The organism is Pseudomonas sp. IT-P4 (assembly GCF_949767755.1).
Taxonomy (GTDB): Bacteria; Pseudomonadota; Gammaproteobacteria; order Pseudomonadales; family Pseudomonadaceae; genus Aquipseudomonas; species Aquipseudomonas monachiensis.
The window spans coordinates 502,053-517,354 of sequence record NZ_CATKPX010000045.1 but is presented as its reverse complement, the minus strand read 5'-3'; the positions used below and the strand labels follow the sequence as shown (position 1 = coordinate 517,354).

The window sequence follows — 15,302 nt, the reverse complement described above, 5'->3', positions numbered from 1 at the left end:
TCCTTATGAACGGCATGGTGAATGGCCACCAGTCTATATCAGGTCTTCAACTGTCAGCTGCCTGATCGCGACAGAAATTCTTCAGCGGTGGCCCCCTGCACGACTCGCTCATTCAACCAGTTCAATGCCTGATCCCCACCCCGCCGTTTATGCCACGCCAACACAAAGGTGAACGACGGAATGTGAAACGGCGGCGGCACGACAACCAATGAAGGCTCACCAATATCGCGCAAGCCGCGCGACGCGACGGTGAGGATCAGGTCGGTGCCGCTAATGAGCTGCGGGGCGACGTTCCAGTGCGGCAGGCTGATGGCGACACGCCGGCGTTCGCGCAAGGCGGTCAGCGCGCGTTCGATCTCCGGGGTGCCGCTGCCGCGCATTTCCAGCAGTACATGGGGCCGAGCCAGATAGGTGGGCAGGTCGAGACCACCGTCGGCGGGCAAGCTATTGCGGTCCACCAGGCAGGCGTAGTGCTCTTCGAAGAGTGGGGTGCTGCGCAATTCGTTGGGCATTTCCGGGAAAACCCCGGCGGCGACATCAATGTCACCATTGAGCACGCCTTCGAGCATGCTTTCGCGGCTGCCATGGCTGATTTGCAGGTCGATGCACGGCGCTTCGCGGCGCAAGGTTCGGATCAGTCCCGGCAAGACAATGGCGGCGCCGTAGTCGGACATCGCCAGGCGGAAGGTCCGCCGGGTGATCGCGGGATCGAAGGCGTTCGGCGCCAGCAGCGCTTGCACCTGGGCCAGGGCTTCGGCCAGCGGTGCCACCAGCTCCAGCGCTCGCGCAGTCGGTACAAGGCCGGCACCGGCGCGAACCAGCAGCGGATCGCCGAGCAGGTCACGCAAGCGCGCCAGCGCATGGCTGACTGCTGGCTGGCTCAAATGCAGACGCTCGGCCGCCCGGGTCACGTGCTGCTCGCTGAGCAAAGCGTCGAGGATCACCAGCAAATTGAGGTCGATGCGTCGTAGATCATTCATTTGCTGCATGTTCTGGATAACAAAACGGAATTTAAATCTGCGCGACGAATACCCTAGAGTCCAGCAAAACCTGTTGGAGATCGATCATGAGTACGTTGCATTGGGCCGGCCTGATAGGGCTGGCGATGATCGCCGGGGCGGTGGTGCCGTTTCAGAGCGCGATCAACGTCAACCTCGGACGCGGGTTGGGCCATCCGTTGTGGGCGACGCTCGCTTCGCTGTTGGTGAGCGTTATCGTGCTGCTGCCGATCATCGTTGCGATGCGCTTGCCATTGCCGTCACTGGCATTCATCAGCAAGGCTCCGCTCTGGATGTGGGCCGGTGGCGCTTTTGGGGTGATCTTCATTTCCCTGGCATTGGTACTGCTGCCCAAGCTGGGTGCCGCGGGGTTCATGGCATTGGCGCTGGCGGGGCAAGTCGTGGCATCGCTGTTGCTGGATCACTACGGCTGGTTTGGGTTGGTGGAGCGACAGGTCACTTTGCCAAAGGTGGTTGGGGTGGTGCTGTTGATGGCCGGGGTGGTGTTGATTCAGTTCAGTGACTCGGCGCAAAAAGCGATGACAGCGACTTCTTGAAGATCAAAAGATCGCAGCCTCCGGCAGTTCCTACGGGGATGCGTGGTCCGAGCAGGCGCTGCCGAAGGCTGCGATCTTTTAAAACTTGTCGAGTGTGCGCAACTTCTGCGGCAGCCCCCACAGCAACAGCGCCACCGCGATCAACGCACAGACACCAATGACATACAGCGCCGGTGTGGTGCTGCCGGTCAGGTCCTTGATCCGGCCGACCATCACCGGGCTGACGATGCCGCCGAACTGGCCCAGGGTGTTGATCACCGCGATCCCGCCCGCAGCGCCCGCACCGGCACCGGCCAGCAGTTTCGGCGGCAGGGTCCAGAAGCTCGGGATGGAGGCGATGATCCCGGCACCGAGCAGGCCCAGCGCGACAATCAGGAAAGTCGTGTGGTTGGCGAAGATTCCCGCGCAGAAGAACCCGATCGCACCGACCGCCACCAGACCGGCGACAAACTTGCGTCGCTCGCCAGTAGCATCGGACAGGCGTCCGATCACCACCATGCTGATGGCACCACAGATGTATGGGATGGCCGTCAGCAAGCCGATCATCACCGGGCTCTCGGTACCGGCGCTGCGGATCAGTTGCGGCGCCCAGAAATTCAAGCCGTAGGACGCCACCTGAATCAGGAAATAGATCAGGCCCAAGGTCAGGAAACCCGGAATCCGCAGCGCTGCGAGCAGCGATCCACCGCTCTTGTGCGGCTCATGCCGGGCGATGCGGCTGGCCAGCAGGGTCTTCTCCGATGAAGTCAGCCAATGGGCATCTTCGATGCGATCCTTGAGCAGGGTCAGCACCAGCAAACCGAGGCCGATACACGGCACGCCACCGAGCAGGAACAACCAGTGCCAGCCACGCATTTGCAGCACGCCGTCGAGGTGTTGCAGCACCAGGCCCGAGAACGGCGCGCCCACCAGGCCGGCGAACGCCGACGCCAGGAACAGCATCGAGGTGATGCGCCCGCGATAGTGCTGCGGGAACCACAACGTCAGGTAATACAGCACGCCCGGGGCAAAACCGGCCTCCATCGCGCCGATCACGAAGCGCAGCACGTAGAACTGCCATTCGCTGTTGACGAACACCATCAGCGCCGTGGCCAGGCCCCAGGACATCATGATCCGGGCGATCCAGCGCCGGGCGCCGACCTTGTACAGCATCATGTTGCTGGGCACTTCGAAAATTACATAACCGACCACAAACAACCCGGCACCGAGGCCGTAAGCGGTGTCGCTCAGACTCAGGTCGGCCTGCAGTTGAAACTTGGCGAAGCTGATGTTGATGCGGTCGAAAAAGGCGAACAGGTAGCAGACCATGATCAGCGGCATCAGGCGCCAGGCGACTTTGCTGACCAGGGCTTTTTCTTCGTCGTGGCTAACGGCCGGGTTTGCGCCGGCCTCCAGTGTTTTAAGGCTCATTGCAGTTCTCCAGGCGGACTTCCCGTGGGTGTCCGATTGTTTTTGTTGTCTGGTTGAGTATCTCAGCGGTAGTGCTTTTACTGTGGGAGCGAGCTTGCTCGCGATTGCGTCGGGTCAGCCAACATTGATGTTGACTGTGACTCAGTCATCGCGAGCAAGCTCGCTCCCACAGGGGCTCTGCGGTGTCAGGTGGGGATCGGGTGCAAATCGCAATTGCGCCCGGCCTTGGCCAGTTGACCGGGTACGTCATGACCGAGCAGTGCCGGCAGTCCCCGGGACAGTTTCAGCAGCAGCGGCAAATCAATGCCGGTATGAATACCGACTTCATCGCACAGGTTCACCAGATCCTCGGTGCAGATGTTTCCCGATGCCCCCGGCGCAAACGGGCAGCCGCCTAGGCCACCGAGAGCCGCGTCGAAGCGTCGGGCACCGGCCTCATAGGCAGCCAGCACGTTGCACAGCCCAAGGCCGCGGGTATTGTGAAAATGCAGGGTCAGGTCCACTGGCGATACACGCTGCAACACTCGCCGCACCAAGCGCTCGACCTGACGCGGATTGGCCATGCCGGTGGTGTCGGCCAGGGTGATGCCCTGGATGCCGAGTTCCTGATAGGCCTCGACGATTTGCAGTACGCGGTCCTCATCGATCTTGCCCTCGAACGGGCAGCCGAAGGTGGTGGCGATGCTGGCGTTGAGTCGCACAGGACTGTCGCCAACGAATTGCACAATCTCGCCGAACGCGGCCAACGAATCTTCACAGCGCATGCGCATGTTCGCCAGGTTGTGGGTCTGGCTGGCGGACATCACCAGGTTCAGCTCATCGGCACGGCACGCCAGCGCCCGTTGCGCGCCCTTCAGGTTGGGGATCAACGCGACGTAGATCACCCCTGGTTGCCGGGCGATGCCCTTGAACACCAGTTCGCCATCGCGCAGCGCCGCAATGGCCTTGGGCGACACGAACGAACCGGCTTCGATGCGGCTGAATCCGGCCTGCGACAGTTGATCGATCAGGGCAATCTTGTCGTCGGTTTCAACCCAGGTCGGCTCGATTTGCAATCCGTCGCGCGGGGACACTTCCTGCACGATCAGGCTGTCGGAATAATCGCTGATCATTGCACCACTCCTTCGACTTTCAGGCGTTCGATGTCCATCGCGGTCAGGCCCAATTGCGCGAGGATGCCGTCGGTGTGCTGACCCAAACCGGGACCGGACCAATTCACGCCGCCGGGGGTTTCGGAGAGTTTCGGCACGATGCCCGGCATCTTCACCGTGGCGCCACCGGGCAGCTCGGCATTGAGCAGCATGTCCCGCGCCTGATAGTGCGGATCGGCGACGATGTCGGCCACCGAGTAGATGCGGCCGGCCGGGACCTCGGCGGCTTCAAGGGCGGTCAGCACCTCGTCGATGGGCAGGCTGCTGGTCCAGTGGGTAATGGCGGCGTCGAGCAGATTGCTCTTGGCTGCACGCCCGTCGTTGTGGGCGAATTCCGGCGCATCGGCCAGATCGGGGCGGCCGATGGTTTGCATCAGGCGCTTGTAGATCGGATCGCTGTTGCCGGCAATCACCACGTAGGCGCCGTCGGCCGTCAGGTAGGTGTTGGAGGGCGCGATGCCCGGCAAGGCGCCGCCGCTGCGTTCGCGCACATGGCCCAGCATGTCGTATTCCGGCACCAGGCTTTCCATGACGTTGAACACGCTTTCGGCCAGGGACACATCGACGATCTGCCCGCCGCCCTGCCCGGTCTTGACCCTTAGCAGCGACATCAGCGCACCGATCACCGCGTGCAGCGACGCCAGGGAATCGCCAAGGCTCACGCCGACCCGCGCTGGCGGCGAACCGGGGGTACCGGTGGTGTAGCGAATCCCGCCCATGGCTTCGCCTATGGCACCGAAACCGGGACGATCGCGGTACGGGCCGGTCTGGCCGTAACCGGAGATCCGCACCAGTGTGAGGTTGGGATTGAGCGCGTGCAACACGTCCCAACCCAGGCCGAGTTTCTCCAGGGCGCCAGGACGCAGGTTTTCGATCAGCACATCGGCGCTGGTCGCCAGTTGCTTGACCAGTTCGATGCCTTCGGGGGATTTGAGGTTCAGCGCCAGGGACTTCTTGTTGCGCGATTGCAGGTACCACCACAGCGAGGTGCCTTCATGCAGCTTGCGCCATTTGCGCAGGGGATCGCCCTGGCCCATGGCTTCGATCTTGATCACCTCGGCGCCGAACTCGGCCAGCATGCGCGCCGCAAACGGCGCGGCGATCAGCGTGCCGATCTCGATCACTTTGATCGCACTCAAGGGGGCAGTCATCGCGGGGTACCTCTTGTTCTTGGAATATGCGCCAAGGCTAGAGGACAGGGGACTCGGGAATCCAACCTTCAGTTGGCAACGAGCGTTCGCGAAATGCGAACGCTCGGGGAGATTGTCGCGACCTCAGGGCCGCCTTCGCGGGCAAACCCGCTCCCACAGGGATTTTCAGCGCTACACAGATCCAGTCTGGGAGCGGGCTTGCTCGCGAAGAGGCCGGCCTAGTCAGCGAAGAACTATCAGGCTGGCCCCCGCAAATGCTCAAACAACATCCTGCTCACCGGCGACAGTAACGCCTCATCGCGCACCACCAGGATCAAGGCCCGATCGGACCATTCATCCGTCAACGGCACCGCGTGCAAACCCAGTGCCCGGCCAAACAATTCATAAGCCCTGTGCGGCAAAATGCCGATCCCCATGTTGGCCTGGATCATCCGGCACATCGCATCGAACCCCGGCACATGAATACGAACCCGCAGCACCTTGCCGGCCTCGCGCGCCGCCGCGTGGGTGCGCATGTTGATCGAACTGGCGGCATGCAAGCCAACGTAATCACTGCTCAGCGTATCGGCGAACGCCACGCTCGACCGGCCCGCCAATGAATGGTACGGCGGCATCAACACCACCAGCTTGTCCTGGCGATACAGCACGCTGTGCAGGCCCTTGATGTCACTGTCGATGGAACAGATCCCGAAGTCGGCCACCCCGTCGAGCACCCCCTGAATCACCCCGGAGCTGGGGCGCTCTTCGAGATCGGTCTTGACCTGTGGGTGACGTTCGGAAAAATCCCGCAGGTCCTCGGGCAAAAACTGAATGATCGCCGACAGGTTGGCGAGCATCCGCACATAGCCGCGCACACCGTGGCTGTGCTCCCCCAGCTCAAGCCCCATTTTCTCGACGTTAAACAACATCTGCCGGGCATGGTGCAGCAGGGTTTCACCGGCCGGCGTCAGGGACATGCCCTTGGCCTGGCGCACGAACAGGCTGATGCCCAGCGCCTCCTCCAGTTCCATCAAGCGTTTGCTCGCCGCCGAGACTGCAATCGCTTCGCGCGAGGCGGCGCGGGTCAGCGTACCCTCTTCATGCACGGCGACGAACAGTTGCAGGGTGATCAGGTCGAGACGGCGGATCAGGCTTTTTTGCAGCATCGGGTACTCGGCGAGTCGGCTCAGGCGAAGTCGCAGCATAGCGTTCTTCACCCGCGTCGTGCCGTGGTCCGGTCACCGGTCGTGATAAAGTCGCCGCCCACAGACCTTTTGCCGTGAGACGAAGACCGCAATGACCGATTTCCAGGATGTCGATGCTCAACTTGAAGACTGGAACGCCTTGCGCAGCACCGCTTCGTTCAGTGGTTTGCTGGTGGGCAACGGTGCCAGTCGCGCGGTGTGGGACGATTTCGGCTACGAGTCGCTGTTCGAAAACGCCCGCACCGTTGAAGAAAAACCCCTGAGCCCGTCCGAGCTGAGCGTGTTCGATGCGATGCAGACCCGCAGTTTCGAACAGGTACTGAGCGCCCTGAAAATCACCAGCCGGGTCAACAAGGCCTTGGCTGTCAGCTCCGCCGCCCCGCGCAATCGCTACTACGCGATCAAGGAAGCGCTGATCAACACCGTGCATGCGGTGCATATCCCGTGGCGGCTGGTGGTGCCTTCAACGCTGGTTACCATCAATCAGGAACTGGCCGGTTACCGCACGGTGTTCACCACCAATTACGACTTGCTCAACTACTGGGCGGTGCAACAGCAGCCTGAGGCGATCACCGATCTGTTCCAGGGTACCGAGCCCGGTTTCGACCTGAGCGACACCGCCACCGACAAAACCCGCTTGCTGTACCTGCACGGCGGTCTGCATCTGGTGCGCAACCAGGACGGTACGGCGCGCAAGCTGATGTCGACCGAGGGCACGTTGCTGGGCAGTTTCGCCATCAACAACACGATCAAGACCCTCGACGACGTGCCGCTGTTCGTCAACGAAGGGCCGAGTGCGGACAAGCTCAAGACCATCCGCAGTTCGGACTATCTGTCGTTCTGCTACGAGCAACTACTCGGTCACGGCCAGGCGCTGTGCATCTTCGGCCATGCGCTGGGGGAGCAGGACAGCCATATCATTCATGCCTTGCGCCAGGCAAAGCCGCAGGTGCTGGCGATCTCGATTTACCCGCGCAGCAAGGCATTCATCCAGCACCAGAAACGGCATTACGCGAAGGTGTTTGAGGGGACGGGGGTTGAGTTGCGGTTTTTTGATTCCAAGAGCCATGCGTTGGGCGGCACGAAGCTCACGGTTCCTGTCGAGGTTTAGCGGCGACGCGGCTGGCGCCATTGTCGGATCGCATTACCCCTGTGGGAGCGAGCTTGCTCGCGATGAGGCCATTACATTCAACACAGATGTTGATTGTCTGACCGCCATCGCGAGCAAGCTCGCTCCCACAGGATTTGTACTGGATGTGAAGGTAGCGTTCAAAGCACCGGCAAGGTCTTGTCCTTGACCACTTTACTCGGGCCATTAGTTTTCACGCTGGCAATGCCTTTCTCCATGGCGGCATCAGAGGAATAGGCCTCGCTGCTGCCGATGATCTCGTGGTTACCCGCCTTGAGGTTGAAATACGGGTGGCCATCCTTGGTGGTTTTCTTCTCGTAGCGCTCATCCAGCTGGCTGTTGGCCTGGACCGAGGCGATGCCTTTGTCGGCGGCGGCGTGGGTGGTGTACAGCTCGCTGGTCAGAATGGTCTCGGCGTTGGCTGCCTTGAGGACAAACCTGAACTGGCCATTGCTGCTTTTGCTCACTTCATACCATCCGGACATGCTGTTTCTCCTTGGCGATTGAGAGGTTTCGCGCTTCACAGTAAAGACCAAGCCGGGATTTCTGTCGCCTGAACGGCAGTTTTCACTACTTCACCACTGCCCGCACCACCGACAGCTCTGGCGCCGACGTCCGTCGCTGGCTCAAATACCGCGTACAACTCACCCGCAGGAACGACGCGAAATTGACCACCTCGCCGCGGTAGTCCATCACCTCTTCATACAGCTTGGCGATCAACTGATTGGTGGTCATGCCGTCGACCTCGGCGATTTCGCTGAGGATGTCCCAGAACTGATTCTCCAGCCGCAGGGTGGTGACCACCCCGCAGATGCGCAGAGAGCGGGAGCGCGATTCATAGAGTATCGGGTCGGCTTTGACGTACAGCTCGCACATGGACACGGCCTCGTTACAGCGTGATTTTGGTACCCAGCAATCCCAGGAAACCGGCCAGCCAGTTCGGGTGCGCAGGCCAGGCCGGAGCCGTGGCCAGATTGCCCTGGACATGGCCGTCCGTCACCGGAATATCGATATACGTACCGCCCGCCAGCCGCACTTCCGGAGCGCAGGCCGGATAAGCGCTGCATTCGCGACCTTCGAGAACACCCGCGGCCGCCAGCAACTGCGCGCCATGGCACACGGCAGCGATCGGCTTGCCGGCCTTGTCGAACGCGCGCACCAGTTCCAGGACTTTTTCGTTCAGGCGCAGGTACTCCGGCGCGCGTCCGCCCGGAATCAGCACCGCGTCATAATCGGCCGCGTTGACCTTGGCGAAATCGAAGTTCAGGGCAAACAGGTGACCGGGTTTTTCACTGTAGGTCTGGTCGCCTTCAAAGTCATGGATCGCCGTGCGCACGGTCTGGCCGGCGGCTTTGTCCGGGCAAACGGCGTGTACCGTGTGGCCGACCATCAGCAACGCCTGGAACGGCACCATCACTTCATAGTCTTCGACGTAATCACCGACCAGCATCAGAATTTTTTTCGCAGCCATGGGGAGAACTCCTCTGGAAGTGGGCGTGCAGGAGTATTCAAGGTAGTCCTTATCCGGTGGGGTGGGTAACAACCGGCTACTACGAATGCACAGGACCACTGTAGGAGCTGCCGCAGGCTGCGATCTTTTTTGGGTCAGCTCAAATAACCGTCAGCGCGCAGCAATGTTTCCAGGCAATGCTCGCTGATGTGATAGAAATCCTTCAACTCCTGAATCTTCGCCAGCAACTGGGCCGGGTCCACCGGCTCGGCGCGCTTGACCGCCAGGATCATCTTGTTCTTGTTGGTGTGATCCAGCGAGATGAACTCGAACACCTTGGTCTCGTAGCCGCAGGCCTCAAGGAACAACGCGCGCAAACTGTCGGTGACCATCTCGGCCTGCTGGCCCAGGTGCAAGCCGTACTGCAGCATCGGCTTGAGCAGCGCCGGGCTCTGGATTTGCAGGCGGATCTGTTTGTGGCAGCACGGCGAGCACATGATGATCGAAGCGCCGGAACGGATGCCGGTGTGGATCGCATAGTCAGTGGCGATATCGCAGGCATGCAGGGCGATCATCACGTCCAGCTCGCTCGGCGCCACGCTACGCACGTCACCGCACTTGAACACCAGGCCGGGGTGTTCAAGCCTGGCGGCGGCGGTGTTGCACAGGCTGACCATGTCTTCGCGAAGTTCGACGCCGGTCACCTCGCCTTCGGCCTTCAAGGTGTTGCGCAGGTAATCGTGGATGGCGAAGGTCAGGTAGCCCTTGCCCGATCCGAAGTCCGCCACACGCACCGGCTTGTCCAGCGCCAGGGGTGACGAGGTCAGCGCATGGCTGAACACTTCGATGAACTTGTTGATCTGCTTCCACTTGCGCGACATCGCCGGGATCAGCTCATGCTGCTTGTTGGTCACACCCAGGTCGGCGAGAAACGGCCGGTTCAGGTCAAGAAAACGGTTTTTCTCACGGTTGTGCTCGGCCGATGGCACTTCGCGCAATTGCTGAGGTTGGCTCTTGAACAGCGATGACTTGCCCTTTTTGCTGTATTCAAGCTGGGCTTCGTCGGTCAACGACAACAAATGCGCATTTTTGAACGACGCCGGCAGCAGCCCGGAAATGCTCGCCACACCTTCGGCCAGTGGCAGGTTCTTGGTGATATCGCGGGTCTTGTAGCGGTAGACAAAAGACAGGCAAGGCTGCGCCTTGACCGTCACCGGCTTGATGATGATCCGCTGCAGGTCCGTTTCATCGCCCACGTACTTGGCCAGCACCAGTTTGATGAACGCGTTGTGCTCCAGGCTCGATTGCAGCAGGTCGATGAACTGGGCGTGATGATCCGGCGCGAGGCTGGCGGGAGTGGCGGTGACGGACATGGAAAAACGGCCTCGGCAATACGAATCGGGGAATGCCGGGTATTTTAGGGGGGACGAGTGTTTTGGGCACGGAGTAATTTTGCGCCAGGCCCCGTTCCCGCCGATCGGGACCTGAATCCAACCATCGCTACATCATGGCTCCACCAGTCGAAGTTTGCGGTTGGTCGGCGAGTTGATGACGAACTTGACGATCAACCCTACCGGCACCGCCCACGTCAGACCGTTGACCGGATCAGTGACCACGGCGACAGTTTCGGAGCTTGCAGCCAGATCCAGACGTCGGCGATCGTTGCTGGACTTGAGTAATCCGTACGCGTGGCTGACCAGCCGCTCCGCCTGGTGCATCGGCATATCCAGACTCTGCAAATGCCTCACCGCACGGCAGAACAACACTTGATCATCAATCACACCCTCGCCTTCATGACGGGCCAGAAACGCCTGAGCTATGGCCAATAGTTCCGCATTCAAATGGGCCTGTTCATCAACCTCCTTCATGCTCAAGGCTCCTGTTGCGCTTGCGCCGCCGGAGCACTCTCGGCGACAGGCTTCGCGGCGCGGCGCAAATCAGGCCCGGCGCACGGCAAATGCACGGCCGGATTGGGCATGCCACTGGGGGAAAGCTCATGGGTCATTTCGAACTCGGCCCGCACCGACCAGCCACAGGCCTCCGACGTACATTGCAGGTACGCCACCCGCAGGAAAATATGCCGTCCTTCGCTGGTACGTATGCGCATCCTGCTCAGGCAGTGCGGGCACACCATCTTGTAAGTACTCATATATGTTTCCCTTGGGCCATCCGGTGGTAATCGAATTGATCAAACGCAATACTGTTTGAAACACAATTCGTAAAAGTCCGGTGCTGCAAATAACGTCCGCCAGACAAAAGGAAGTGCAACGGGCGGACACGTAATAGATACGAGCCAAGCTCGTAGGAAATCACCCTGATACCATTAGGAAGTTTCGACATCGTATTCTTCTGATTCATAGTTGATGATTGATTACTTACAAGAAAAAAAGTACTCATTACGCATACGTTAAGCACTCAAAAAGCATATGTCAAAAGGAAGAGGCTCAAATTGCGTAGCAAAAAATCACAAGCTGTTTTGGCCCGCCTGAAGCAAGTAACGGGTACAAAAACTGACGCTTCCCTGTCTACTGCACTACAGATCAGCCCCCAGACACTCAGTAGCTGGAAAGGCCGTGACAGCACGCCATACTCATTATGCGTAGACATTGCACAAGCTCGCGGCATCTCCCTTGACTGGTTGCTGCTGGGCGAGGGGCCGATGCTGCGGCAAACCCATGTCAACGCGACTGCAAATGTTGCGGAAACTGCAACAACACAGGAAAACACCATCCTTTCGCTGTGGCGATTGCTTGATGAGGATGACCGCTGCGCAATACAAAGCGCATTGGAGGAAAAGCGACGCCTGAGGGATCTGGAAACGCAACTTTCGGAAATGGCCGCCATCCTGGCAACACTTGGACACTCGAACAAAACCTGACTTGAAGTCCGACGCTTCAATGCTTGAAGGCATGCCACAAAACAATAATGTTGCCACTACTGCGAACAATCATTACGCATGAAAAAACACTCACCCCTGCATGCCATGGGCTCACCGGCAGGAATGTCAGCAATACATCGATGCCGGCATGGCAAAACACTGCGCCACACAAGCTGATCAATATCCTGTCGCGCCAGTTGTAACGCAGCTCGTCGCGCTGGTAACACGCCAGCCTGAACGCACTGATCAGGTGAGCCACCCCCGTCACCCACACCAGAGCCGCCATCTCAAAGGTCATTGCCCTCGCCCTCTGAGATGACGAAGGATGTCACCGAGGCCGGCGCCATCGATCCACTGCATGAGTTTGATGCTGATGGGAATGACCAGCAGCGCGCACAGGAAGGCCGTCACACCGGCTGTCAGAAAAGGCGCCAGTGGCTGGGCGACCGGGGCAAACAGGTAACCGACACCCGCCGACAACAGCCAGGAACCGATGCGTTGCCAGGCCTTGAAGTTGGCGCGAGTGGTCGTGACCAGCCACGCGCCAAGCGTCGCGCCGAACAGGACTTCTCCATTGATAACCGGCAACGTCGCAATACCCAACCCCACCATGAGTCCGCTGATACTGTTGTAGGTCGAATCAGTCAGGCTCATGGATTATCTCGCGACTGCGATGGATCAACAGTGATGGCTCCCGACTCCAGCGCTTTGAACACGGCAGCGTTGCGAGATCTGACGGCAAACTTGCGACGGATATTGGAGAAGTGGAAGTTGATGGTGGATTCCGAGCAACTCTGAATCCTGGCGATCTCCCAGGTGGTCTTGCCTTTGAGGCACCACTCCAGGGCTTGTGTCTCTTTCGTTGTCAGTTGCACTCGCGGAGTAAACATTGCGTTTGCGGGTGCATCCTCCACCCGGGTATCCAGCGATTGTTGCGTTTTCATAAGAACTCCCTCTATACAGAACGCCCATCGCAGGGCGCGCACCATGAGAGAGATGTTGAAGACAAGCTCCGCGGCGGACAACGCTCCGCAACTGTGTCGCGGCGCATTACAAAAGTGGATGAAGCCCTGGCTTAACCCAACACCACCAGACGATTCGGCAGCTCGTTGCGCACATGGGTCACCGGCACATGCACCTTGAGCAACTCGCCACAGGCCTCGACGCAACTGACAAAACCCTGCAACGTCTGCCCCTGTTTAACCTGCTGGGTGAACGTCGCGACGATCGCGTCCCAGTTCTTGTTGTCCAGGCGACTGGAAATCCCTTCATCCACCAGGATCTCCACATAACGCTCGGCCTCGGAAACGAAAATCAGCATGCCGGTGCTGCCCTCGGTGTGGTGCAGGTTCTGCTCCAGGAACTGCCGACGCGCCAGGTTCGAGGCGCGCCAGTGTCGCACCGAGCGCGGGACCAGATGGGTGGTGACTTTCGGCAGGCGGAACACCAGGCACAGCACGATGAAGATGGCCCACTGCACCAGCAGCAGGCTGTGCAGGGTCAGCCAACCGGTGAAGTAATGCACGATGCCCGGCACCAGCAGCGCCAGCAGGCTGGCCCACAGCAACGGGATGTACGCATAGTCGTCGGCGCGGGCCGCGAGCACGGTCACCAGTTCTGCGTCGGTCTCGCGCTCGACCCGGGCAATGGCCTCGGCCACCTTGCGTTGTTCGTGTTCAGTCAGTAATGCCATGTCGTGAAGTGCCTGCTCGTTTTTATTATCACCAGCCGCCGGACGAACCGCCCCCGCCGAAACTGCCCCCGCCGCCACTGAAACCTCCCCCTCCACCGCCGCCGCCAAATCCACCACCGCCAAATCCACCCCCGGATCCACCGGAGCCGCCCCGGCCGGCAGGAAGGATACCGAGCATCTGGCACACAAAAACAGTCAGGATGAATAACATCACCAAAAACACGAACAACCCGGGATGCCGCGCGATGAAATCCTCCCCCGGATCGCCTCTGGATTCATACGCCGTGGAGGGTTCGTCCAGGGGGTTGCCGCCCAGCACCACCAGCATCGCCGCTACGCCGTCACTGATGCCTTTACTGAAATTGCCGGTCTTGAATGACGGGGTGATGACCTGGTTGATGATCACCGAACTCTGGGCATCGGTCAGGCGATCCTCCAGGCCGTACCCGACTTCGATACGCAGCCGGCGCTCGTCCCGGGCGATGATCAGCAGGGCGCCGTTGTTCTTGTCCTTCTGCCCGATGCCCCAGTGGCGCCCGAGTTGATAACCGAAGTCGGCGATGTCGGTGCCTTGCAAATCCGGCATCGTCACGACCACAAGCTGCTCGCCGGTGGCTTGCTCATGAGCCTGAAGTTGTTGGGTGAGCTGCTGGCGCACCGATGGCTCGATCATCTGCGCATTGTCGACCACCCTCCCGGTCAGCGCCGGAAAGTTCAGCTCGGCCCGGGCAGCGATCGCCACCACCCACAACAACAGCAACAGGACCGTTTTAAACACACGCATTGGCAACCTCTTCCGTTCCAAGCCTGGCTCTGTAGGAGCTGCCGCAGGCTGCGATCTGTTGATCTTGACCTTTAGCGCTCGCGAAAAAATCAAAGTCAAAAGATCGCAGCCTACGGCAGCTCCTACAGGGTTGATTCAGAATTTGACCTCGGGGGCCTTTTCCGAACCCGGCGTGGTTTCGAAGGTCTCGCGTACCGGCAGGTCGCTGTACATCACGGTGTGCCACAGGCGACCGGGGAACGTGCGGATCTCGGTGTTGTACTTCTGCACCGCGAGGATGAAATCGCGACGGGCCACGCTGATGCGGTTCTCTGTGCCTTCAAGCTGCGATTGCAGGGCGAGGAAGTTCTGGTTGGCCTTGAGGTCCGGATAACGCTCGGAGACCACCATCAAACGGCTCAAGGCGCCGCTGAGCTGATCCTGGGCCTGTTGGTACTGCTTGAGTTTTTCCGGATCATCCAGAGTCGAGGCATCCACCTGGATCGACGTGGCCTTGGCCCGGGCCTCGATGACGGCGGTCAGGGTTTCCTTCTCGTGGGCCGCATAGCCCTTGACGGTTTCCACCAGGTTGGGAATCAGGTCGGCGCGCCGCTGATACTGGTTCTGCACCTGGCCCCAGGCGGCCTTGGCCTGTTCGTCGAGGGTAGGGATGTTGTTGATGCCACAGGCGGTCAGCAACGAGGCCAGCATCAGCAGCGTGACGACCTGCAAACGCGAGCGGTAGGTTGGACTTACATTCATCAGGATGATGCTCCCTTGTGCATTTCATGAAAAAACCGACCGTGAAACCTTCTGGGCCGGCTCTTGGGGCATAATCGCCCGCGCCTCTGGATTGCAACGGGCCGATGGGCTAAAAAGAGGCCCTGCGCGAAAACGCATCCGCCATCTGGCTGTGTTTTTTGGCTCTGGTCTTTTGA

General features: G+C 60.1%; 20 protein-coding genes. 3 read left to right on the top strand and 17 right to left on the bottom strand.

What is annotated here, in order from left to right:
• Window positions 1–53 precede the first annotated feature (53 nt).
• Window positions 54–989 (bottom strand): LysR family transcriptional regulator, encoded by a 936-nt coding sequence (locus tag ACM6IT_RS20325; protein ID WP_414918567.1) that lies wholly within the window; start codon window positions 987–989, stop codon window positions 54–56.
• A gap of 77 nt (window positions 990–1,066) precedes the next feature.
• Between ACM6IT_RS20325 and ACM6IT_RS20320 the strand changes: the two genes are divergently transcribed.
• Complete coding sequence (locus ACM6IT_RS20320; RefSeq protein WP_414918566.1) at window positions 1,067–1,555, top strand: DMT family transporter; 489 nt, start codon at window positions 1,067–1,069, stop codon at window positions 1,553–1,555.
• Between the two features lie 78 nt (window positions 1,556–1,633).
• On the opposite strand, the gene ACM6IT_RS20315 is transcribed toward ACM6IT_RS20320, so the two are convergent.
• The 4 genes from ACM6IT_RS20315 to ACM6IT_RS20300 all read right to left on the bottom strand — a co-directional run bounded on the left by ACM6IT_RS20315 (window position 1,634) and on the right by ACM6IT_RS20300 (window position 6,412).
• Entirely contained in the window at window positions 1,634–2,965 is a 1,332-nt protein-coding gene (locus ACM6IT_RS20315; protein WP_414918565.1) for an MFS transporter, read from the bottom strand.
• A 185-nt stretch (window positions 2,966–3,150) separates the two neighbouring features.
• Window positions 3,151–4,077 (bottom strand): hydroxymethylglutaryl-CoA lyase, encoded by a 927-nt coding sequence (locus ACM6IT_RS20310; protein ID WP_409079381.1) that lies wholly within the window; start codon window positions 4,075–4,077, stop codon window positions 3,151–3,153.
• Complete coding sequence (locus ACM6IT_RS20305; RefSeq protein ID WP_056720737.1) at window positions 4,074–5,267, bottom strand: CaiB/BaiF CoA transferase family protein; 1,194 nt, start codon at window positions 5,265–5,267, stop codon at window positions 4,074–4,076. The genes ACM6IT_RS20310 and ACM6IT_RS20305 overlap by 4 nt, the downstream gene beginning before the upstream one ends.
• Window positions 5,268–5,503: 236 nt before the next feature.
• A complete protein-coding gene (locus ACM6IT_RS20300) occupies window positions 5,504–6,412 on the bottom strand; it encodes a LysR family transcriptional regulator (protein ID WP_056722260.1) in 909 nt (302 codons plus the stop codon).
• A 130-nt stretch (window positions 6,413–6,542) separates the two neighbouring features.
• On the opposite strand from ACM6IT_RS20300, the gene ACM6IT_RS20295 reads away from it, so the two are divergent.
• Window positions 6,543–7,562, top strand: a complete 1,020-nt coding sequence (locus ACM6IT_RS20295; RefSeq protein WP_414918564.1) for a DUF4917 family protein — start codon at window positions 6,543–6,545, stop codon at window positions 7,560–7,562.
• Between the two features lie 158 nt (window positions 7,563–7,720).
• Here the strand turns inward: ACM6IT_RS20295 and ACM6IT_RS20290 are convergent, their stop codons facing one another.
• The 6 genes from ACM6IT_RS20290 to ACM6IT_RS20265 all read right to left on the bottom strand — a co-directional run bounded on the left by ACM6IT_RS20290 (window position 7,721) and on the right by ACM6IT_RS20265 (window position 11,179).
• On the bottom strand, window positions 7,721–8,065 hold the full coding sequence (locus ACM6IT_RS20290; RefSeq protein ID WP_056720740.1) for a YegP family protein: 345 nt from the start codon (window positions 8,063–8,065) through the stop codon (window positions 7,721–7,723).
• A gap of 85 nt (window positions 8,066–8,150) precedes the next feature.
• The gene (locus tag ACM6IT_RS20285; protein ID WP_008051823.1) at window positions 8,151–8,456 is read right to left on the bottom strand and encodes a ribbon-helix-helix domain-containing protein; all 306 of its coding nucleotides are present in this window, start codon (window positions 8,454–8,456) and stop codon (window positions 8,151–8,153) included.
• Between the two features lie 13 nt (window positions 8,457–8,469).
• Window positions 8,470–9,051 carry a DJ-1/PfpI family protein gene (locus ACM6IT_RS20280; protein WP_008051822.1) on the bottom strand — a complete coding sequence of 194 codons (582 nt, stop codon included), beginning with the start codon at window positions 9,049–9,051 and terminating at the stop codon, window positions 8,470–8,472.
• 134 nt (window positions 9,052–9,185) lie between these two features.
• On the bottom strand, window positions 9,186–10,403 hold the full coding sequence (locus ACM6IT_RS20275) for a class I SAM-dependent methyltransferase (RefSeq protein WP_414918563.1): 1,218 nt from the start codon (window positions 10,401–10,403) through the stop codon (window positions 9,186–9,188).
• Window positions 10,404–10,535: 132 nt separating this feature from the next.
• Entirely contained in the window at window positions 10,536–10,898 is a 363-nt protein-coding gene (locus ACM6IT_RS20270) for a hypothetical protein (RefSeq protein WP_056720744.1), read from the bottom strand.
• Between the two features lie 2 nt (window positions 10,899–10,900).
• The gene (locus ACM6IT_RS20265) at window positions 10,901–11,179 is read right to left on the bottom strand and encodes an ogr/Delta-like zinc finger family protein (protein ID WP_056720750.1); all 279 of its coding nucleotides are present in this window, start codon (window positions 11,177–11,179) and stop codon (window positions 10,901–10,903) included.
• Between the two features lie 300 nt (window positions 11,180–11,479).
• Between ACM6IT_RS20265 and ACM6IT_RS20260 the strand changes: the two genes are divergently transcribed.
• Window positions 11,480–11,908, top strand: a complete 429-nt coding sequence (locus ACM6IT_RS20260) for a helix-turn-helix domain-containing protein (protein WP_223541819.1) — start codon at window positions 11,480–11,482, stop codon at window positions 11,906–11,908.
• Window positions 11,909–11,924: 16 nt separating this feature from the next.
• Here ACM6IT_RS20260 and ACM6IT_RS20255 read toward each other — a convergent pair whose 3' ends face one another.
• The 6 genes from ACM6IT_RS20255 to ACM6IT_RS20230 form a co-directional block, all read right to left on the bottom strand.
• Window positions 11,925–12,206, bottom strand: coding sequence for a phage holin family protein (locus tag ACM6IT_RS20255; protein WP_223541818.1), 282 nt, complete (start codon window positions 12,204–12,206; stop codon window positions 11,925–11,927).
• Window positions 12,203–12,562 (bottom strand): putative holin, encoded by a 360-nt coding sequence (locus ACM6IT_RS20250; RefSeq protein WP_056720754.1) that lies wholly within the window; start codon window positions 12,560–12,562, stop codon window positions 12,203–12,205. The genes ACM6IT_RS20255 and ACM6IT_RS20250 overlap by 4 nt, the downstream gene beginning before the upstream one ends.
• On the bottom strand, window positions 12,559–12,852 hold the full coding sequence (locus tag ACM6IT_RS20245; RefSeq protein ID WP_082562879.1) for a helix-turn-helix domain-containing protein: 294 nt from the start codon (window positions 12,850–12,852) through the stop codon (window positions 12,559–12,561). Before ACM6IT_RS20245 ends, ACM6IT_RS20250 begins: the two co-directional genes overlap by 4 nt.
• Window positions 12,853–12,983: 131 nt before the next feature.
• Window positions 12,984–13,601 carry a TPM domain-containing protein gene (locus ACM6IT_RS20240; protein ID WP_056720756.1) on the bottom strand — a complete coding sequence of 206 codons (618 nt, stop codon included), beginning with the start codon at window positions 13,599–13,601 and terminating at the stop codon, window positions 12,984–12,986.
• 28 nt (window positions 13,602–13,629) lie between these two features.
• On the bottom strand, window positions 13,630–14,385 hold the full coding sequence (locus ACM6IT_RS20235; protein WP_414918562.1) for a TPM domain-containing protein: 756 nt from the start codon (window positions 14,383–14,385) through the stop codon (window positions 13,630–13,632).
• Window positions 14,386–14,520: 135 nt separating this feature from the next.
• A complete protein-coding gene (locus ACM6IT_RS20230) occupies window positions 14,521–15,126 on the bottom strand; it encodes a LemA family protein (RefSeq protein WP_414918561.1) in 606 nt (201 codons plus the stop codon).
• Between the last annotated feature and the right edge of the window lie 176 nt (window positions 15,127–15,302).